This window comes from Caballeronia sp. A2-2 (assembly GCF_057612605.2).
Window position 1 is genome coordinate 669,962 of the sequence record NZ_CM172587.1, and the last position, 19,676, is coordinate 689,637.

At 60.8% G+C, this 19,676-nt stretch carries 22 protein-coding genes and 1 riboswitch; of the genes, 6 read left to right on the forward strand and 16 right to left on the reverse strand.

The features are described from left to right. Positions 1-58: 58 nt before the first annotated feature. From ACZCWR_RS03175 to ACZCWR_RS03190, 4 genes are all read right to left on the reverse strand, one after another. Entirely contained in the window at positions 59-1,309 is a 1,251-nt protein-coding gene (locus ACZCWR_RS03175; protein WP_487302283.1) for a dienelactone hydrolase family protein, read from the reverse strand. 333 nt (positions 1,310-1,642) lie between these two features. After that, the gene (locus tag ACZCWR_RS03180; protein WP_487302284.1) at positions 1,643-2,065 is read right to left on the reverse strand and encodes a YchJ family protein; all 423 of its coding nucleotides are present in this window, start codon (positions 2,063-2,065) and stop codon (positions 1,643-1,645) included. Next, positions 2,062-2,670 carry a glutathione S-transferase family protein gene (locus tag ACZCWR_RS03185; protein WP_487302285.1) on the reverse strand — a complete coding sequence of 203 codons (609 nt, stop codon included), beginning with the start codon at positions 2,668-2,670 and terminating at the stop codon, positions 2,062-2,064. Before ACZCWR_RS03185 ends, ACZCWR_RS03180 begins: the two co-directional genes overlap by 4 nt. Positions 2,671-2,693: 23 nt before the next feature. Continuing rightward, positions 2,694-3,371, reverse strand: a complete 678-nt coding sequence (locus tag ACZCWR_RS03190) for an SDR family oxidoreductase (RefSeq protein ID WP_487302286.1) — start codon at positions 3,369-3,371, stop codon at positions 2,694-2,696. Between the two features lie 151 nt (positions 3,372-3,522). On the opposite strand from ACZCWR_RS03190, the gene ACZCWR_RS03195 reads away from it, so the two are divergent. From ACZCWR_RS03195 to ACZCWR_RS03210, 4 genes are read left to right on the forward strand one after another with little or no spacing between them, the layout of a single operon-like run. Next, on the forward strand, positions 3,523-3,771 hold the full coding sequence (locus tag ACZCWR_RS03195; protein ID WP_487302287.1) for a hypothetical protein: 249 nt from the start codon (positions 3,523-3,525) through the stop codon (positions 3,769-3,771). Then, positions 3,758-4,168 (forward strand): PIN domain-containing protein, encoded by a 411-nt coding sequence (locus ACZCWR_RS03200; RefSeq protein ID WP_487302288.1) that lies wholly within the window; start codon positions 3,758-3,760, stop codon positions 4,166-4,168. The genes ACZCWR_RS03195 and ACZCWR_RS03200 overlap by 14 nt, the downstream gene beginning before the upstream one ends. A 42-nt stretch (positions 4,169-4,210) precedes the next feature. Next, entirely contained in the window at positions 4,211-4,453 is a 243-nt protein-coding gene (locus ACZCWR_RS03205; RefSeq protein WP_487302289.1) for a hypothetical protein, read from the forward strand. Then, positions 4,440-4,850, forward strand: a complete 411-nt coding sequence (locus ACZCWR_RS03210; RefSeq protein WP_487302290.1) for a PIN domain-containing protein — start codon at positions 4,440-4,442, stop codon at positions 4,848-4,850. The genes ACZCWR_RS03205 and ACZCWR_RS03210 overlap by 14 nt, the downstream gene beginning before the upstream one ends. A 49-nt stretch (positions 4,851-4,899) precedes the next feature. On the opposite strand, the gene ACZCWR_RS03215 is transcribed toward ACZCWR_RS03210, so the two are convergent. From ACZCWR_RS03215 to ACZCWR_RS03230, 4 genes are read right to left on the reverse strand one after another with little or no spacing between them, the layout of a single operon-like run. After that, on the reverse strand, positions 4,900-6,093 hold the full coding sequence (locus tag ACZCWR_RS03215; protein ID WP_487302291.1) for an acetyl-CoA C-acetyltransferase: 1,194 nt from the start codon (positions 6,091-6,093) through the stop codon (positions 4,900-4,902). Further along, positions 6,086-6,847, reverse strand: a complete 762-nt coding sequence (gene can, locus ACZCWR_RS03220) for a carbonate dehydratase (RefSeq protein WP_487302292.1) — start codon at positions 6,845-6,847, stop codon at positions 6,086-6,088. The genes ACZCWR_RS03215 and can overlap by 8 nt, the downstream gene beginning before the upstream one ends. A gap of 14 nt (positions 6,848-6,861) precedes the next feature. Beyond that, positions 6,862-8,655: a bifunctional isocitrate dehydrogenase kinase/phosphatase gene (aceK, locus tag ACZCWR_RS03225; RefSeq protein ID WP_487302293.1), complete on the reverse strand. Its 1,794-nt coding sequence runs from the start codon at positions 8,653-8,655 to the stop codon at positions 6,862-6,864. Positions 8,656-8,680: 25 nt separating this feature from the next. After that, the gene (locus ACZCWR_RS03230; RefSeq protein ID WP_487302294.1) at positions 8,681-9,106 is read right to left on the reverse strand and encodes a MerR family transcriptional regulator; all 426 of its coding nucleotides are present in this window, start codon (positions 9,104-9,106) and stop codon (positions 8,681-8,683) included. Positions 9,107-9,221: 115 nt separating this feature from the next. Here ACZCWR_RS03230 and ACZCWR_RS03235 point away from each other — a divergent pair, with 115 nt between their 5' ends. Beyond that, complete coding sequence (locus ACZCWR_RS03235) at positions 9,222-10,295, forward strand: MBL fold metallo-hydrolase (protein ID WP_487302295.1); 1,074 nt, start codon at positions 9,222-9,224, stop codon at positions 10,293-10,295. Between the two features lie 6 nt (positions 10,296-10,301). On the opposite strand, the gene ACZCWR_RS03240 is transcribed toward ACZCWR_RS03235, so the two are convergent. Continuing rightward, the gene (locus tag ACZCWR_RS03240) at positions 10,302-11,888 is read right to left on the reverse strand and encodes an ABC transporter substrate-binding protein (RefSeq protein ID WP_487302296.1); all 1,587 of its coding nucleotides are present in this window, start codon (positions 11,886-11,888) and stop codon (positions 10,302-10,304) included. Between the two features lie 183 nt (positions 11,889-12,071). Beyond that, positions 12,072-12,250, forward strand: a riboswitch (yybP-ykoY riboswitch). Positions 12,251-12,338: 88 nt separating this feature from the next. On the opposite strand from ACZCWR_RS03240, the gene ACZCWR_RS03245 reads away from it, so the two are divergent. Continuing rightward, positions 12,339-13,349 carry a sodium:calcium antiporter gene (locus ACZCWR_RS03245; RefSeq protein WP_487302297.1) on the forward strand — a complete coding sequence of 337 codons (1,011 nt, stop codon included), beginning with the start codon at positions 12,339-12,341 and terminating at the stop codon, positions 13,347-13,349. A 96-nt stretch (positions 13,350-13,445) separates the two neighbouring features. Here ACZCWR_RS03245 and ACZCWR_RS03250 read toward each other — a convergent pair whose 3' ends face one another. The 7 genes from ACZCWR_RS03250 to ACZCWR_RS03280 are packed head-to-tail and all read right to left on the reverse strand — an operon-like array spanning position 13,446 to position 19,429. After that, entirely contained in the window at positions 13,446-14,534 is a 1,089-nt protein-coding gene (locus ACZCWR_RS03250; protein WP_487302298.1) for a Rieske 2Fe-2S domain-containing protein, read from the reverse strand. Position 14,535: 1 nt separating this feature from the next. After that, positions 14,536-15,168 (reverse strand): acetyltransferase, encoded by a 633-nt coding sequence (locus ACZCWR_RS03255; RefSeq protein WP_487302299.1) that lies wholly within the window; start codon positions 15,166-15,168, stop codon positions 14,536-14,538. Next, a complete protein-coding gene (locus ACZCWR_RS03260; RefSeq protein WP_487302300.1) occupies positions 15,168-15,932 on the reverse strand; it encodes an SDR family NAD(P)-dependent oxidoreductase in 765 nt (254 codons plus the stop codon). The genes ACZCWR_RS03255 and ACZCWR_RS03260 overlap by 1 nt, the downstream gene beginning before the upstream one ends. Then, positions 15,929-16,993, reverse strand: a complete 1,065-nt coding sequence (locus ACZCWR_RS03265; RefSeq protein ID WP_487302301.1) for a ketoacyl-ACP synthase III — start codon at positions 16,991-16,993, stop codon at positions 15,929-15,931. The genes ACZCWR_RS03260 and ACZCWR_RS03265 overlap by 4 nt, the downstream gene beginning before the upstream one ends. A gap of 12 nt (positions 16,994-17,005) precedes the next feature. Continuing rightward, the gene (locus ACZCWR_RS03270; protein WP_487302302.1) at positions 17,006-17,227 is read right to left on the reverse strand and encodes a phosphopantetheine-binding protein; all 222 of its coding nucleotides are present in this window, start codon (positions 17,225-17,227) and stop codon (positions 17,006-17,008) included. Between the two features lie 34 nt (positions 17,228-17,261). After that, positions 17,262-18,278, reverse strand: coding sequence for a ketoacyl-ACP synthase III (locus ACZCWR_RS03275; protein WP_487302303.1), 1,017 nt, complete (start codon positions 18,276-18,278; stop codon positions 17,262-17,264). A gap of 2 nt (positions 18,279-18,280) precedes the next feature. Further along, on the reverse strand, positions 18,281-19,429 hold the full coding sequence (locus ACZCWR_RS03280; RefSeq protein ID WP_487302304.1) for a DegT/DnrJ/EryC1/StrS family aminotransferase: 1,149 nt from the start codon (positions 19,427-19,429) through the stop codon (positions 18,281-18,283). Positions 19,430-19,676 lie beyond the last annotated feature (247 nt).

Sequence of the window (19,676 nt, forward strand, 5' to 3'; positions counted from 1 at the left end):
CGAAGATGCGAAAACGCCGGCGCGAGGCCGGCGTTTCGAAAAATCCGCGTTGAGATTTTTAGCGCGAGGCGGTTTGCGTGTCGGGTGCGTTTTGCCAGACCACGCGATCGTTGACCGCGTAGAGATGGCACGGATCGTCGCTCTGTTTCTGACAACTGGCGATGGCCACCGACATCGGATCGTCGCCGCCTTCGGCCCACGACCACGCGCCGGAATCCGACACGGCGAAGGCGCGGCTCGAATACTGCGAAAGGAAGTTGCGATAGCCTTCGCGGCCGCTTTCATCGACAAACGGCACGGCGGTCACCGAATCCAGACTCGCGAATTCCGTGGCTTTCGGCGTGCTCGGCTCGGCCACTTGATACTGCACGGCGGTCGGCATGCCGATCTGCGTGAGGAACGCTTTCACGCGCGGCCACCAGACCTGCACGCCGTCGCGATCGCCGACCAGCCGATGCGCGTCGTTCTTGTAAGTGCCGAAGTCGATCATGTTCGCGTGCGCGCCGTGCGAGACGAACGCGGTGTACATGCGCGAGGAGAGATCGCCTTGCCAGACCGAATCGTTATCGCCGTAGAGCCACAGCGACGGCAGACGCACGTTTTGGCCGTAGTCGCCGAAGGCATCGACGAGATTCTTTTGCCAGCCGTCGCATTCGTCCTGACGCAAACCACCCGAAAAATTGATGAGACCACGCACGCCCGGCGCGGAGACGGCATCGCGCGCGCCGTAGGCGATGGTCGTGAGGCCGCCGTGCGAGGTGCCCGCGACGACGACATGCGTTTTGTCCACGAACGACTGCGCGCTCATGTATTCGACGGTCGCGGCTACGTCCTCAGCTTGCGCGAATCCATTCGCTTCGACATTGCAGCCGTGGCCCGCGTACTGACCGCCCGATCCCGCGAAGCCGCGACGATTCGGCACGACCACGACATAGCCATGACGCACGAATTCGCGTGCGAGCGCGACAGGGCGATTGCGCGGTTGATTGTGTGCGTCGCCGGGGAGCTTGCCGTGATTGAAGACGACCATCGGGAACGGGCCTGCGCCGTCCGGTTTGAAGACCGTGGTTTCGAGCGAGATATCGCCTTCGGGCACTTGAACGATGGATTCGTTCAGACCGTTGGCGACGAGAGGAAGACTTTGATCGAGCGATTCGGGGACTCGTCCGGCTTGTCCGAATGCAGGCGCCTGAAGTCCCGTGGAAGGACGCACCCCGCCGATCGGTTCAGCGTACGCATGTGACGTGACCAGCGACGTCGCGAGCGTGAACGCCATGCTGCATCCGACCAACCAGGTTTTGAACGCCATCCGTGAGCTCCGACTCGCTTCGATTCATCTGTTGATTTCGGCGCGAAACCCTAAAACTTCAGGATTGAAGTCACAAACCTATCGCGCTGCTCGGTGTGAGCAGTATCGAATGCGGGTTCCGGGAGTCATGCCCTGAAAAGGCAAGACAAATGGCTTCAATACGGGGCTTCGCTGCGTACCGGGCGCGAATGTGACAGCGCTCTGGCATGACGCACAGATTAACTGTTCAAAATTGCAGTGCACAATAAGAGTAACCCCGTAACTGCTTAATCTGAAAGGAAAAATTCAGGAAATTAATACACGCATGTCTTACTGAATTTATTAAAGATGCGCTTACTTGTTAATCATTTTTCCGTCGATATAAATCCAATGGCCGTTGGAATCGCGTGTGAAACGGCTCGACTCATGTAAGCGATGCGCGCGTCCTCCGACCTTGAATCGTGCGACGAATTCGACCTCTTCGTGATTTGCGTCGATCTGTAAATGGCGCTTGATATCGAGGCCGAGCCAGCGTGTTTCGGCGTCCGAGGCATCGAGATCGGGCGGGCAGGTTTCGGGCGACCATGTTGCGCGAAGATACGGCGTGTCTTGCAGCACGTAAGCGGTGTAGCGCGAGCGCATCAGTTGCATGGCGTTGGAAGGAAACGCGCTTCCGTCGATGAAGGGGCCACAGCATGCATCGAAACGCGGCGGCTTGTTACTTTCGCGACGTCCGGGTGATGCACCGCCGCATGGGCATTCGAGCGGCGTCGTCATTGATCGACACCCGGCATTTCGACGTGACGTGGTTGCGCCTGCACACGCGCGAGCCATGCGCGAATGGCCGGATAACGTGTGAGATCGAGACCGGCTTCATCCGCGACATGCGTGTAAGCGTAAAGCGCGATATCCGCGATCGTGTAGCGCTCGCCGACAAGATACGTGTGCGTCGCAAGATGCTGCTCCATTACATCAAGCGCGCGGTACGAGCCTTTTTCCTTTTCGGGCAGACGCGGATCGTCGGTCTTCTTCAAGAACTGACGGATGAAACGCGCCACCGCCACGTACGGCTCGTGGCTGTATTGCTCGAAGAACATCCATTGCATGACTTGCGCGCGTTCCAGCCGGTCGTCCGGCAACAGCGGCGTGCCGTGCGCGAGATAGCAGAGGATGGCGCCGGACTCTGAAAGCAGGGTGTCGTCATCGATGACGAGCACCGGCACCTTGCCGTTCGGATTGAGCTTGAGGAACGTGTCGGTGCGCGTTGCGCCGTTCATCATGTCCACTTCGTGCCAGACATAGGGCAGGGCGAGTTGTTCGAGCGCGAGCCGCACCTTGTAGCAGTTTCCCGACGACGACACGCCATGTACTTCGTAAGTCACATTCGCTCCGATGAAAGGAAGGGTTACCACGCGAGCTTCGTGCCGTCGTACTGCACGAAGGTTCCGTTGAATGTGTCGCGCTGTGCGCCGGCCTCGGCGATGACCGCGCGCATGCCCGACACGCTGTGCGCCACGTCGATAGCCGCCGACGGGCCGCCCATGTCGGTGCGCACCCAGCCCGGATGCAGCGCGATGCACGCCGAATGCCGCGACTCGACCGACGCCACTTTCAGCGCCGAATTGAGCGCCGCCTTGCTCACGCGATACAGCCAACCGGTCGTGCCGCTCGTCTCGCCGATACTGCCCATCTTGCTCGACAACACGGCAAGCACGCCGCGCGCGGCATCGGTCAGCGGCAGCAGCACGGGCAGCAGTTGCATGGGGCCGAGCACGTTGGTGTGCATCACCTGATCGAAGTCCTCCGCGCTGACGGTTTCGACGCTTTCGGTACGCGGTCCATACGTTCCCGATACGACGATGGCCACATCGAGCCGCTCCTCGTCCAGTTGCCACGCGAGCGAGGCGATCTGTTCGGGCTGCGTGACATCGAGCGGGAAGGTTTGCGCGCCGAGGGCATCGAGCGCGGTGAGCGAAGACGTATCGCGGGCGGTGGCGAGCACGCGCCAGCCGTCGCGTCGGTAGGCGCGCACGAACTCATGACCGATGCCGCGCGACGCGCCGACGATCAGGACGGTTTTCATGGAAAGGGCTCCGGTGGGCGGGAGGTTTGACTATAGCGCGGGATGGGTGGTGAGCGCATTTCGGAAAGGGCCTAGGTCGTTTGGATGACTAGGCATCCTTATCGTATGGCATAAAGTGGCAACACGTGTTTCATCAGTAAGGGAGGGCTCGATGTTCAAGATCATCCATAACCCGTTGCCTCCGGGCATCACGGAAGAATACATTCAGGAGCTTCGTCAACGTTCGGAGAGGCGGCGCAAGGCTGAAGAGTTGGCTTGGGAAATCCTAGGAGAGAAAACTGAAGAACCGGAGATGAATCTCATGGAGTATTTGTTCACTCATCCGTTTCCGGATGTCGATATCGACTACTCCATATTCGATCGGAATGCGCATCTGCGAGGGACGAATGTATCTGACTGATACCAATGTGTTCAGCGAGCATAGAAGAGAACACTTGGCAGACAAGGGTGTTCGCGAGTTCTTTGCAAGTACCGACCGCTGCGACATACATCTGTCTATCGTAACGGTCGCGGAGCTGCGCCAGGGTGTTCATGCGCTTCGTCATAAAGGTGACGAAAGGCAAGCAAAGCACATCGAGGCTTGGGTTGACTCCACCTTGCGCCGCTACGCTAAGAACATCCTGATCGTCGACAAGGAAATTGGCGAGCTTTGGGGACGGTTGCGTGTGCCGAACCGTGAACCGGCCTTGGACAAACTCATTGCGGCTACTGCGCTGGTGCGTGGTCTGACCGTGGTTACACGTAACGTCCGCGATTTCGAAATTGTCGGCGTTCCAACGCTTAATCCATTCAAATGATTGCAAATAGAAACTCTCTCAACAAACATAAGGAGTCGTTCAATGGCAGAGATCATCCACCAACCCTTACCGCCGGGCATCACGGAAGAATATATTCAGGAGCTTCGTCAACGTTCAGAAAGACGGCGCAAAGCCGAGGAACTGGCTCGGGAGATTCTGGGGGAAACTTATGAAGAGCCGAAATTAAGTCTCGCCGAGTACTTGCGCACGCTTCCAGTGATCGATTGCGACGACGCCATTTTTGAAAGGCATCCCGAACGTAGAGACCCGAATGTTCCTGACTGATACGAATGTGCTGAGCGAATTAAGGAAAGGGGAACGAGCTGACGAAGGCGTGCATGCATTTTTCACGAACACCGACGCACGCGACATTCATCTTTCCGTCGTGACGGTCGCCGAGCTTCGATTGGGTGTCCTCGCACTTCGTCACAAGCGCGACGAGAGGCAGGCGGAACAAGTCGAGACTTGGGTTGAAGATACGCTGTGTCGCTATGCCAAGAACATCCTCATCGTCGATAAGGAAATCAGTGAACTCTGGGCACGCCTGCGTGTGCCGAACCGCGAACCGGCGTTCGACAAACTCATCGCTGCAACCGCGATTGTCCGCGGGCTGACCGTGGTAACGCGCAACGTCCGCGACTTCGAGATCGTCGGTGTCTCGATTCTCAACCCGTTCAAATGACCGCCACGAAGGCCCGCTTCACCCGGCGAAGCGGGCCCACGCGATACGCTCAAACCAATTCCACCCCCATCGCCGTAGCTTCCCCACCGCCGATACACAAACTCGCCACGCCACGCTTCAATCCACGCGAGCGCAACGCCCCGAGCAACGTCACCAGAATCCGCGCGCCCGATGCCCCGATCGGATGCCCCAACGCACACGCGCCACCGTTCACATTCACCCTGTCATGCGGCAGATCGTGCTCGCGCATCGCGGCCATCGTCACGACGGCGAAGGCTTCGTTGATTTCGTACAGATCGACATCGCGTGCGCGCCAGCCGTTCTTGTCCAAGAGCTTTCGAATCGCACCGACGGGCGCCGTCGTGAACAACGCAGGCTCCTGCGCAAACGTACTGTGTCCGACGATACGCGCCAGCGGCGTCACGCCCAGCCGCTTCGCCGTCGATTCCCGCATCATCACCAAGGCCGCAGCGCCATCCGAAATCGATGACGAATTCGCCGCCGTCACCGTGCCATCTTTCGCGAACGCAGGCTTGAGCGACGCGATCTTCTCTATGTTCGCCTTGAACGGCTGCTCGTCGCGATCGATGACCACCTCGCCCTTCCTGCCCGCCACCGTGACCGGCGCAATCTCCCACGCGAACGAACCGTCCTCGTTCGCCTGCTTCGCGCGCCTGAGCGATTCCACCGCGAACGCATCCTGCGCCTCACGCGAAAACGCATACGACGATGCACATTGCTCGGCGAACGTGCCCATCAAACGACCTTTCTCGTAAGCATCTTCCAGCCCGTCGAGAAACATGTGATCGAGCACCTGACCATGCCCCATGCGCATGCCACCACGCGCCTTCGGCAGCAGATACGGCGCGTTCGTCATGCTCTCCATTCCGCCCGCGACGACCGTATCCACCGAACCCGCCAGCAACATGTCATGCGCGAACATGGCGGCGCGCATGCCCGAGCCGCACATCTTGTTGACGGTCGTGCAACCCGTGCCGAGCGGCAACCCCGCGCCCAGCGCCGCCTGACGCGCTGGCGCCTGACCCTGACCCGCAGGCAGCACGCAACCCATGATCGCTTCATCGACCGACGCCGGGTCCAGCTTCGCGCGTTCGAGCGCCGCGCGGATCGCCACCGCGCCCAGTTGCGGCGCGGTGAGCGTCGCGAAATCGCCCTGAAAGGCGGCCATTGGCGTGCGCGCCGCAGCCACGATGACCACCGGATCGCTCTGTGTCTCACTCATGTTTCAGCTCCTTGATGACGCCTTGAATGACGGCGGGAACGTCGCCGAGTTTCGTGGCATGCGCCGCGCCGTTGTCGTTATCGATAGAGGACACCGCACCACTTCGCAACGTGTCGATGCACGACCGGTACACCGGGTCGATCTCCTCCGCGCCGCCGATCATCATGCCCATGTCGCGCAGACGGCCGTCGTGCACGCCGTAAGTCCAGCCATGCACGGTAAGTTGCTGCCCGCGCGCCCAAGCATCGCCGACGACGGTCGTCCGGCACACGTTGATGGTCTGCTCGATCGTGTTCAGTTCCACCAAGCGACGATGCCGCGCCTCGCCCATCGGCCATTCGTCGAGCAGCGCGCCGTGTTTCTCGCGTACATCCTCGACGTGACGCAGCCAGTTATCCGCGAGACCCACGCGCCGCCCGACAAGCGCCGCGCCCACGCCCGAACAACCATAATGACCGACCACCATGATGTGCTTCACCTTCAATAAATCGACGGCGAACTGAATGACGGACAGACAGTTGAGATCCGAATGCACCACCACGTTCGCGATATTCCGATGCACGAACACTTCGCCCGGCGGCAAGCCGATGATCTCGTTGGCCGGCACGCGCGAATCCGCGCAGCCGATCCACAAATACTCCGGCGTCTGCTGATGCGCGAGCCGCTCGAAGAACTGCGCGTCGTCCGCGAGTTTGTGTTCGACCCATTGCTGATTGTTGTCGAACAGATGGGAAAGAGGATTGGTGTCGTTCATGTTTTCAAGTCAGCTCAAGCGGCTTGTGTGTTCGGTTGCGCGAAACGCATGGGATAGCGCACGCTGAACCGCACAGCCGGGTCATACGGAAAGAAATCGGCGATCTCGCCGCGCAGCAATTGCTCCTTGTGCCGCTGCCAGAGCGCGGGATCGAAGAAATCGGCGTGATGGCGCATGAACGCCTCGCGCACGCGCGGATCGCCCAACAAAAACGTGCCGTAGGTTTCGGGAAAGATATCGTGCGGCCCGACGCTGTACCACGGTTCGCCCGACAACTCGTCTTCTTCCGTGCGCGGCGCGGGCACGCGGCGCACGTTGCAATCGGTGAGATATTCGATCTCGTCGTAATCGTAGAACACCACGCGCCCGTGCCGCGTCACGCCGAAATTCTTGTACAGCATGTCGCCGGGAAACACGTTCGCCTGCATCAACTGCTTGATGGCGTCGCCGTATTCCTTGATGCCGTGATCGATCTCACTCGCGCTGCCATTGTGCAGATAAAGATTGAGCGGCACCATCCGCCGTTCGATATAGACATGCCTGATGACGAGCCGATCGCCTTCGGTTTCGATCATCGATGGCGCTTCGTTTTCCAGTTCGCGGATGAGCGCATCGTCCAGACGCGCGCGTGGCAGCGCGACGCTCGAATATTCGAGCGTGTCGGCCATGCGGCCCAGACGATCGTGGTGCTTCACCAGCCAATACTTCCCCTTGATCTTCTCGCGCGTGGTGTCCTTCGGCGGCGGAAACGCGTCCTTGATGAGCTTGAACACATACGGAAACGACGGCAGCGTGAACACGATCATCACCAGCCCTTTGATTCCGGGCGCGATCACGAAACGATCGCTCGAATGCTTCAGGTGATGCAGCAGATCGCGATAAAAAAGATTCTTGCCCTGCTTCTGCAAGCCGACCGACGTATAGATTTCGGCCTTGGGTTTGCCCGGCATCAACGTGCCGAGAAAGCGCACGAACGCGGACGGCACTTCCATGTCCACCAGAAAATACGAATGCGAGAAACTGAAGATGATGAGCAACTGCTCGCGGCTCGTGAGCACGGTATCGAGCGCGAGCACGCCGGGCTGCGTATGCCGCACAGCGATGGCGAACGGCAACAGCACATCGCCATTGATGATGCGCCCGACGATATACGCCGCCTTATTGCGAAAGAACAGCGACGATAGAACGTGAATCTGAAAGTTCGGCGCGGGCGTGAGCGTGCCGAATGCATCGTCGAGCGAATCGATTGTGCATTGCACGTCGCGCGCTAGATTCTCGAAGGGCGTATCCAACTGAAAGTTCGTCACGATCTTTTCGAACGTCGCGGCGAGCCCGTCTTCTTCGGCGTAATACGCGCGATAGGTCGGGCGCGCGGCGGGTTCATCGTTCTCGATATATTCGGTCGAAATAGCCGGACGCACGAACAGAAAGTCGTTATTGAAATACGAGCGATGCAGAATCTTGCAGCATACCGAATTAAAAAACGTCTCCGCACATTCCGGCTGATGATGCGCCGTCAGCAAGCCGATGTAATGCAGCTTGATCTGCTGCCAGATTTCATCGTCGATATTCTCGGCGTCGTACTCGTCTTCGAGCAGGACGACGCATTCTTCCACGCGGTCATCGTAGGACGAGATGCGTTCGCGCGCGAGCCGTTGCAGCGCGTGCCAGTCGCCGTGTTCGAACAGCGTTTTCGCGTTGATGGCGGCATCGCGGAACACGCGGTAATGACGGTCGAAACCATCGAGCAGCGTCCGCGCGACATCGAACGCGATTTGCGATGAGAGCAATTTGGGGAAGTGTTTCATCGCGCGTCTCCGGTCGGCACGCAGATCAGGCAGCCTTGGCTTTGCGCGTGTTTTTCTGCACGCTGGAAGAAGACAGTAACGCGCGCGCTTGTTCTTCATACGCGGCGAGTTCGGCGAGCGTCGTGTCGAGGTCTTCGCGCTGACGTTCCAGCACTTCGCGATGCGCCGCGATGGTTTCCGCGAACGCTTGCAATTGCGCCTGCGTGCCGCGCGGCGAATCGTAAAGATCGAGCAGCGTGCTGATTTCCGATAGCGTGAAGCCGAGCCGCTTGCCGCGCAGCGTGAGCTTGAGCCGCGTGCGGTCGCGCGTCGAATACACGCGCCGCGAACCATTGGTGCCTTCGCGCGCGGGCGCGAGCAGCCCGTGATCTTCGTAGAAACGGATGGCGCGCGGCGTCACGTCGAACTCGCGCGAAAGATCGGTGATCGTGTAGTACGTGGATGAAGTCATCGCCGGACGTTTAGCGCGATTGCGCTTGCAACGATAGAATGGAGTTTACGTTAGCGTCAACTTCGCCAATTTGCAAATCGTCGAAACCCGGCGATGAAAACGGAGAAAGCATCGGATGAACGCGCTCGAACATCAGCTCGATTATGTTTTCGCGGATGCCTTGCCCGAGCCGGGCACGGTGAAGGAAGTCGCGCCGGGTGTGTTCTGGCTGCGCATGCCGCTGCCGTTCGCGCTCGATCACATCAATCTCTGGCTGTTGCGCGATGAAATCGACGGCGAACAAGGCTGGACCGTGATCGATTGCGGCATCTCGAACGACACCATTCGCGCGCATTGGGAAAGCGTGTTCGACAGCGCGCTCGGTGGTTTGCCGGTGTTGCGCGTGCTCGTCACGCATTGCCATCCCGATCATCTCGGCCTTGCCGACTGGATATGCAAAGGCGGAGACAAGTCACGCTGGAACGTGCGCCTGTGGATGTCGCTGGGCGAATACGCGATGGGCCGCGTGATGGCCGCAGGCGACGGTTCGAACGCAGGCGGCGACCGCGCGGCGGCGCACTTCGCCGCGCACGGACTCACCGACGAAGCCTCGCTCGATGCATTACGTCAGCGCGACAGCTATTACCCGACGCTCGTGCCATCGATGCCGCACGAATACCGGCGTATTCGCGATGGCGATTGCATCGAGATTGGCGGGCGGGAGTGGGACGTGATCGCGGGCTTCGGCCATTCGCCGGAACACAGCGCGTTGTATTGCGCGCGGGACAAGCTGCTGATTTCCGGCGATATGGTGCTGCCGCGTATCTCGACGAACGTGTCGGTGTTTGCTATCGAGCCGGAAGGCGATCCGCTGGCGTTGTATCTCGGATCGCTCGGGCGGTATGAAGACATGCCTGAAGATACGCTTGCGCTGCCTTCGCATGGCAAGCCGTTTCGTGGCGTGAAGACGCGTATCGGGCAACTAAGAGATCATCACCGTGCGCGGCTTGCGGAAGTGCGCGAGGCGTGCGCCGAAAAGCCGTGCAGCGCGGCGGATATCGTGCCCGTCATGTTCAAACGCAAGCTCGATATCCATCAGATGACGTTCGCGCTCGGGGAAGCGCTGGCGCATCTGAATTTGCTTTGGCTGGATGGGACGCTCAAGCGGGAGACCGGCGCGGATGGGGTGATTCGCTTCGCGCCGGCCTAAGCATATTTACTGCACCGCCACCCCCCCAAAATTCTGCCGCCCGAACGGACTCACGCTATACCCGCTCACATTCGCCCGAGTAAGCGCCGCCGCCGTCGGATAAACCAGCGGAATCCACAACGCCTGATCGTGGATGATCTTCTGCGCGTCGTCATACGCTTTCGTGCGCTTCTGGAGATCGGGCGTGACCTTGCCATCCGCGATGAGCTTGTCCAACTGCGGATCGCAATACCGCGCGAAGTTGATGCCCGACTTCACCGCACTGCAACTGAAGAGCGGTGACAGAAAGTTATCCGGATCGCCGTTATCGCCCGCCCAGCCCATGAACAGCATGTCATGCTGCCCCTGCTTGGCTTCCTTGATGAGTTCGCCCCATTCGATCACCTTCACCTGTGCCTTCACGCCGATCTTCGCCAGATCCGCCTGCAAGAGTTCCGCGCCAGCCTTCGGATTCGGATTGAGCACGCTGCCGTTCGGACGCACCCAAATGGTCGTTTCGAAGCCATTCGGCAAGCCCGCGCTCGCGAGCAGCTTCTTCGCCTCGTCGGGTGAATACTTGTATGCCGCGATGTTCTTGTCGTAGCTCCACGTATTCGGCGGATACGGATTCACGGCGGGCGTGCCGGTATTGTCGAACACAGTCTTGTTATAGGTCGTGCGATCGAACGCCATGTTCAGCGCCTGACGCACCTTCGGATTGTCGAGCGGCTTCTTCTGCGTGTTCAGCGCGACGAACGCCGTCATGAACGCGGGCGCTTCGCTGACCTTGAGCGACTTGTCCTTCTTCGCGTCGAGCACGTCCTGCGGTTTCGGCGACAGCGCGATCTGACATTCGCCCGCCTTGATCTTCTGCGCGCGCACGGTGGCATCCGGCGTGATGGCGTAGATCAGGCGATCGATCTTCGGTTTCGGTCCCCAGTACGTCGGGTTCACGTCGTAGCGGATCACCGCATCCTTCGTGTAGCTCTTGAGCACGAACGGACCGGTGCCGATGGGCTTCGCATTCAGATCGACCGTCTGATTCGCCTTGAGCAGCTTGTCCGCATATTCCGCCGAATAGATGGAGGCGAAACCCATCGTGAGAATGGGCACGAAGGTCGCGTTCGGCTCGTTCAGTTCGAATTTCACGGTCTTGTCATCGACTTTCGTCACGGCCTTGATGAGCTTGACGAGACCCATCGACTGCGCATGCGGAAAGCCGCTCGCGCCCGCCACCTTGTGCCACGGATTGCTCTCCGACAACATGCGATCGAAAGTGAAAACCACATCGTCCGCATTGAACGCGCGCGTCGGCTTGAACCAGTCGGCCGTCTGAAACTGCACGTTCGGACGCAGATGGAACGTGACCGTGAGGCCATCGCTGCTGATATCCCATTTGTCCGCGAGCGCGGGCACGAGCTTCTTCTGCGCTTCGTCATAAGAGACGAGCGTATTGAAGACGACATCCGCCGATGCATTGGTCGTCACGAGCGAATTGAACTGCACGACATCGAAGCCGTCCGGGCTGGATTCCGTGCAGACGGTAAGCGGCTTGGACAGCGCGAGGACAGGCGCGGCAACGAGCGCGGCGGCGGCGAAAAGTTTCAGGCGCATGAGTTCTCCCGTGACCGGATCAAAGGCCACACGACGTTCTGTAGGTTCGATAAGCGAGCGCGACACGACCCGTCCGCCCGCGTCGCCAGATTATCCAACGGATTGCCGACAGACAACGATTCGATCCGCATACGCTTATATCCGGCGCGCCTTTGCGGCTTGCCGAACCGCACCCGCCACGCTACACTTGCGCCGTCTTTGGGGAGTAGCCTTCCTTCCGCATGCGAAGGAGAACGCGTCAACATCCTCGGCTCTGCTGCCGTGGCGCGTTCGACCGGTCCGGTTTGGCGAGACCAATGATGTGCCATGTCGTTCCTGGTCGGACGGCGCGCGGCACATCATGGTTCGCTTGTCGTCCGGCCGTGGAATCATCGTGTCCCCACAAAAACAAACTCCTGTCTCTGCGCGCTTTGTTGCGCATTCCGTGCATCGTGTTCTGCGAGGTGCCGCATGACGATGCTATTCCTCGAACTCGCGCTCATGCTCGCGGTCATTCTGATCGCATCCGAGCTGTTCACGAATGCACTCGAACATCTCGGCGAGCGGCTCGGCATTTCAGAAGGCGTCACGGGTTCGCTGTTCGCGGCGGTCGGCACCGCGTTGCCTGAAACCACCGTGCCGATCATCGCGCTGCTCGGCGGCACGCCAAGCCGTGCGGTGAACGAAGAAATCGGCGTCGGCGCCATTCTCGGCGCGCCGCTCATGCTCGCCACGCTGTCCACGTTTCTGATGACGTGCGCCATCATCAAGTCGCGCGGTCTGAAGGGTCGCGTGATGCCCGAGCGCACCGGCTTCACGCGCGATCTCAACTTCTTCCTGGGCGCGTTCCTGATCGCGTGCGGCGCGATGTTCGTGCCGCATCACGCCTGGACCGTGCGCGCGATGTTCGCAGCCGGTCTGGTCGCTCTGTACGTGTTCTATGTGATCTCCACGTTCCGGGCATCCGCGCAGTTGGTCGAAAGCGGACACGGCACGGAAGCGCCGGAAGCGCTGTTCGTTTCGCGCATCGGCCTGAAGACTTCGCTCGGCTCGATCATGTTGCAGTTTCTGATCGGCATCGTGCTGCTGGTGGGCGGCGCGAAGGGCTTTATTCACGGCGTGGAAGGCGTGTCGCATGTGCTGGGCGTGTCGCCGCTGCTGCTGTCGCTCATCGTGATTCCGATTGCGACCGAGTTGCCGGAAAAGGTGAACAGCATCATGTGGGCGCGGCGCGGCAAGGACACGCTCGCGTTCGGCAATATCACCGGGGCGATGGTGTTTCAAGGGACGCTGCTGCCCGCCATCGGCATCATGCTGACGCCGTGGGAGCCGCGCGTGGAAGTGCTGACGGGCGTGCTCATCACGCTCGCGGCGGCGGCGTGGCTGCGGATCAATGCGCGGGGCAATGGCATCGTGCTGTGGGCGTTGCTGGGGAATGGCGCGCTTTACGTGGCGTATCTGGTGCTGACGCTTTCACGCTGAACAAGCGCTGAAATAGAAAATGCCCGCCGAAGCGGGCATCAAGAGCGAAGCAGCGCGTCGCCAGGCGGCGCGTTGTTCTTGTTGTTCTTATTAAGGTTATCGACGGGCGCTGGAGAAACTTGAGGGCGAAATGTCGCGGCTTTCGTCCGGCGTTGCGTCTTCATCCGCGCTTGACAGCGAAAGCACCGCCCGGCAAGCCGCGCGAAAGTGATCGATCTTCACTTCCGAGTCCGATGCAAACCGCAGCGCATCCGTCGACCAGCTTTCGGCGGGCATCAGCTTGCAGACTTCGTGATCTTCCTCGAAGACTTGCCGGTTCATCCGCATGCTCGATTCGAAGAACGATTCGAGCATTTGCGCCGCATTCGCGCTTGCCGTGTTGGCCGAGTACAGGCGGCTGGTGAAGCACGTGCGGTTCGCATCGGCGGAAGGGAAAAAGTTTTGCACCGAATACGAATAGCCGAAGGTCGATGACACCATGCTGAACGGGAAGACATGAATGCTCATGTATCCCTCGTACTGGTAATCGACGTTGAACAGCGCGCGCAATCTCGACAACTGTTTGCGCACGCGCGCATTGCCGACCGGCGCGTACCACACGGAATTCGCGCCTTCGAATACGTTCTCGCCGTCTTCCAGTTCGAGTGTCGCGAGCGTTTCACCGTGCACCGCGCCGATGTGATACGGCTCCAGCGCATTCTCCAGCGCCAGCGGCCAATGGCATTCGTAGTCGTATCGGTTCAGATCGAGCCTGCGATCCACGTTGAACGAGATGTTCTCCAGCACTTCCGCCACGCCGCCCAACTGATCGAACAGGCCGATGCGCGGCTCGATCGCGAAGAATACGAAGTCGCCGCACCATTCGACCGCGTACGTATTGAGCCGCGCACGCTCGATATCGCACGCGCCGAAGCGCTGTTTCTCCGGCACGATCAGCGTGCCGCCGCGAAACGTCCAGCCGTGATAGCCGCACGTCGCGGCGCGATTGCCGTGGCTATCCACGTACATGCGCGCGCCGCGATGCGGACAGCGATTGTCGAACGCGCGGATTTCGCCGGCATCGTTGAACACGACGACTTCGCCAAGCGACGAGTCGAAGCGCACGAAATCGCCATCGTTCGCGAGTTCGCGCCGATGGCACGCGAGATGCCAGTAATGGCGCATCAACGTTTGTCCGAGGTCCATGTCAGAGCTTCCTGGCAGGCGCGCCGTAGAGCACGGCGTCTTCGGCGACCGCGCGCATCACGGTCGAGCCCGCGCCGATTTTCGCGCGCGCGCCGATCTTGATCTTTGGCAGCACTTTCGCGCCGGTGCCGAAGAAAACCTCGTCGCCGGTTTGCACGTAGCCCGTGAGATCGACATGCGCGCTGAGCGTGGAATACGCGCCGAGCTTCACGTCATGGCCGATGCTCGACAGCACGTTGACGGCGGCAAAATCGCCGACGTGCGCATCGGCGGAAATAACGGCTTGCGGACAGATGACGACGCCTTCGCCCAGCTTCGCCGTGCGCGCGACCACCGCGCTCGGATGCACGAGCGTCGCGAAGACCGCGCCACGCGCGCGCAGCCGTTCGACCACCGCGCGCTTCTTGTTCGGATCGCCGATGGCGACGATCACGGCTTCATGGTCATTCGGGCGATAGTCGCCGATGTCGCCGCGCCATTCGAGGTCGTAGGAAAAGCCATCGAGCGCGGCGGCGCTGGCATCGAGAAAACCGGTGACAGGAACGCCACGGCCGGCGTCGGCGGCATCCGCGGCCCAGTTGATCAGTTCGCGCGCGAACGCGCCGCAGCCCGCCAGAATCAGACGCTTGCTCATCAGCGCACCTTGTAGCCGCCATCGACGACGAGCGTCGTGCCGGTGATCCAGCGGCTCGCCTCGCTCAGCAGAAAGAGCGCCGAGTTCGCCACGTCGCTTGCTTCGCCGAAGCCGAGCAGATGCGTTTTTTCATACGCGGCGAGTGCGTCGTCGGTGCTTGAGCCGGTCAGGCGGTCGTGCATGGCGGTGCGAACCGCGCCCGCCGCAATCGAGTTGACGCGAATCCGGCGCGCGGCCATTTCGACAGCGAGCGAACGCACGAGCCCGTCGACCGCCGCCTTCGCCGATGAATACGCCGTCATGCCCGCCTGTCCCGTCGATCCGGCGACCGACGACATGAACACGAGCGATCCGCCATCCACGATCACATTCTTTTTGCTGCCCGCATTCGCGATGCCGAACGCCGCGAACACGCTGCTCGCGAACACTTGATTCACCTGTTCCTGCTTCGTCATTTTCGCCGGACGAATCAGTTCGATGCCCGCCGCGTGAAAGACGCCCGCGAACGCGCCGTGCATTTCGGCGAGTGCGCTCATCCATTGCGAGGTCTGGTTGGCATCGGAGAAATCGGCGGCGGCGGCGGCGTGGCCATCGCCCGGCAAAGCGGCGAGCGTCGCGGCGAGGCGCGACTCATCGCGTCCGGCGGCGATCACACGACCGCCCACGCTCGCGATCAGCGTGGCCGTCGCCTGCCCGATGCCCGACGATGCGCCCGTGACCAGATACGTGCCGCCCGCGAGACACTTGTCAGCGAAGAGAGTCATTGTTCGATGGTATCCACGAATTGCAGCGGCCCGGCCTTGAGCGAGGCCGACGCCCACGAATAGCCGACGCCGAAGCCGAACATGCCGAGCTTCATGGGCCGCTCGCGCAGCGCGTTCTTGAGCAGGGTCGTCATCAACAGCGGGATCGACGCGCAACTCGTATTGCCGTATTCGCCGATGTTGAGCGGCACGCGGTCCGCTGGCAATCCCGCCTTCTTCGCCAGATGCTTCAGCATGAACAGGTTCGCCTGATGGAACAGGAAGGCGTCATACGTGCTCTTGTCGTCGCCCGCCAGTTCGAGCGTGCGCGCGACCAGCTTCGGCACCGCTTCGAGCGTGAAGTTGAAGATCTCGCCGCCGTCCATGAACAGGCGGTCCGGCGATTTGCCGGCCATGCGAGCATCGGCGGTGACGTCGTATTGCTTGAAACCGCCCGACGGAATGATCAGATTGCGCACGCCGCGCCCGTCGGCGCCGACGATGAAATGCGCGCCTTCGTCATCGTTCGATGCTTCCAGCGCCGTAACCGTGCCCGCATCGCCGAACAGAAGCGCGGTGGATCGGTCATCGGGGTCGATCATCTTGCTGATGGTGTCGCCGACCGCGAGCAGCACGCGTCTGGCCGCGCCGCTTTGGATCAGGTTCATGCCGAGCCACAGCGCCTGCGGATACGCGGAGCATCCGAGATTGATATCCAGCGCGATGCACGCCGTGGGCAAGCCCAGTTGCGACTGCAACACGAACGCCGTGCCCGGCAAGCGATAGTCCGGCGTTTGCGAGACGAAGATCAGCGCATCGATGGAATCGGGCTGCCAGGACAGGCCCCTGAGCAACGACTGCGCGGCGCTGCGGCACAGATCGCTCGTGCTCGTGCCGGCATCGGCCCAGCGGCGCGTGTTCACGCCGATCAGCTTGACGACATCGCGCACGGCCGACTGATCGAACCGTTGCGCGAAGTAGTCGTTGTCCACCTGCTTCGACGGCAGGCACGACACCACGCCGGCGATGCGGGCGCCCTGCGTGCGCATTTCACGTCCTGCGACGAAGTTCGGCGAACTCATGTCGAATGCTCCTTAACCCTTCGCCGCGCGAATCAGCGCTTCGATATCGGCGATGGTGTTGCACGCGGCCAGCGCCTGGCCGTTGAGCATCACGTCGAAGCATTCGTCCGCCAGCGCGATGGTCGAGACGATCGCCAGCGAGTCCCACGTGTGTTCGTGCAGATCGAGTGCGGGCGTCACGTCGCTCGTGTCGATCTCGAAAACTTCCGCCATTCCTTCGTAAAACTTATCCATGATTGCTCCGCTGTAAATCCCGAGTTGCTTAGCTTTAGTAATTCACGAGGCAGCCGGCCCACGAGTAGCCGACGCCGAAACCCAACAACATCAAACGATGGCCGCGCTCGAGACGGCCTTCGTCCTTCATCTGTTTCAACGCGAGCGGCACGGTGGATGAAACCGTGTTGCCGCACGTTTCCATGGTGACGGGAAACTTCGCTTCCGGCACTTTCATCTTCTTGCGCAACGCGTCCAGCATGAAGCGGTTCGCCTGATGCAGCACGAAGAAGTCGATTTCTTCGCGATCCATGTTGGCTCTTTCGAGCAGCGCCGTGGCCGCCTTCGGCACTTCAGCGAGCGAGAACGCCATGACTTCGGCGCCGTTCATGTAGAGATGCTCGTCGGTGCGGATATTGCCGGATGCGTCTTGCTGTTCGCGCCGGGTGTCAGCGCTTTTCGGATGCCGCGCCAGTCCCGCCTTGATGATGAGATGGTCCGCGCCGCGTCCATCGGTGCCGAACACGAACGGGCCGATCGAACCGCCGTCGTGGTCTGTCGATGCCGTGATCGCGGAAGCGCTCGCGCCATCGCCGAACAGCGTGCGCACGCTCTTGTCCAGCGGATGAATGTGCTTCGAATACGTATCGGCGGTCAGCAGCAGCACGCACGTCGCCGCGCCGGTTTCGATCAACCCTTTGGCCATCGACAGGCCATACACGTAGCCCGAGCAACCGAGGTTCATGTCGAACGCGCCTGCGTGCGTCGGAATGCCGAGGCGGTGTTGCAGCACGCACGCCGAGGTCGGCAACAGATAGTCCGGCGACTGCGTGCAGAGAATGACGAAATCGATATCGTCCGGCGACACCGCGCCTTGCGCGAACAACGCGCGCGCGGCTTCATACGCGAGATCCGCCGCCGTCTGATCCGCCGCCGCGATGCGCCGCTCGCGAATGCCCGTCTTCGCCAGGATCTTGTCGGCGGGCCACTCGGGATACACGTCCGCGAGTTGCGCGTTGCCGAGCACCTGCTCCGGCAGATACCCGGCGACGTCGAGAATGCGCGTCTGCATGTTCAGCACGCCGCGATGATGCCGACGATGCGTTCGAGCATGTCGTCGGTGAGCGCCGGGAAAATCGGCAAACAGATGACTTGTTGCGCGGCAGCGCTTGCCACCGGCAGATTTTCGCGTCGCGCCGAAGGCAAGCCGCGATACGTCGGGAACTCCGAGATCAGCGGATAGAAATAACGGCGCGCGTAGATATCGTTTTCGCGCAGTTTTTCGTAGAGCGCATCGCGGCTGATGGGAAAGTCGGGACCGACGAGCACCGGAAAATAAGCGTGATTCGCGATTTTTTCGCCGGCCTTCGGCATGCAGCGAATGCCCGCAATGCCTTCGAGGCGTTCGCGATACATCGTATCGATCTGTTCGCGGCGGGCGAGCGCGGCATCGATATGCTTGAGCTGCAAGAGGCCGAACGCGGCGTTCAGTTCGCTCATCTTGCCGTTGATGCCGCATGCCACCACCGTGGTTTCATCGACGAAACCGAAGTTCTTCAAATGGTCGATGCGCTGCTTGGTCCGCGCGTCCTGACAAATGATCGCGCCGCCTTCGAACGTGTTGAACACCTTCGTCGCGTGGAAGCTCAGCACGGAGAGATCGCCGTGATCGAGCAGGCTGCCTGCATCCGTTTGCACGCCGAACGCATGCGCGGCGTCGTAGATCACGCGCAGATTGTAGTTGTCGGCGATCTTCTGGATGGCGGCGACATCGCACGGCTTGCCGTAGCAATGCACCGGCATGATCGCGGTGGTCTGCGGCGTGATTGCGGCTTCGATCTTCGCGGGATCGAGATTGAGCGTGTGCGGATCGACATCGACGAAAACGGGCTTGATGCCGTTCCAGACCAGCGAATGCGCCGTCGCGACGAACGAGTACGGCGTGGTGATGACTTCACCGTTGATGCGCAACGCCTGCAATGCCGTCAGCAGCGCGAGCGTGCCGTTGGTGAACAGCGAAAGATATTTGACGCCGAGATACTGGCACAGCGCTTCTTCGAACTGCTGGTGAAACGGGCCGCCGTTCGTCAGGATCTTGTTGTCCCAGATTTGCTGGAGATACGGAATGAACTCGTCCAGCGGCGCAAGATGCGGCTGCGTGACGTAGATCCGCTCCCGGGCAGGTTGCGGCGCGACGAGATGAAGCGGTAAGGGTGCGTTCACTGGCTTTCACCGGGTTCGATTGATGAGCGCTTTTCTCGTGAAAGGCGCGGACTGCGACAGCGTGTTCACGGCGTCGTTCGAAGCGCGACGCGTAATCGTCCATGTAGAAATTGTCCGTCGGCGCGTGGCTTTCCGATGCACGGAAATGACGGCGAAAAGGGCGCTTGTTTGGTGTTTGATGTTCGGCCTTTGCGCTCAAAAGAAAACAGCGCGCCGGTGAAGGCGCGCTGTCCCGTGCGTGGCCGAT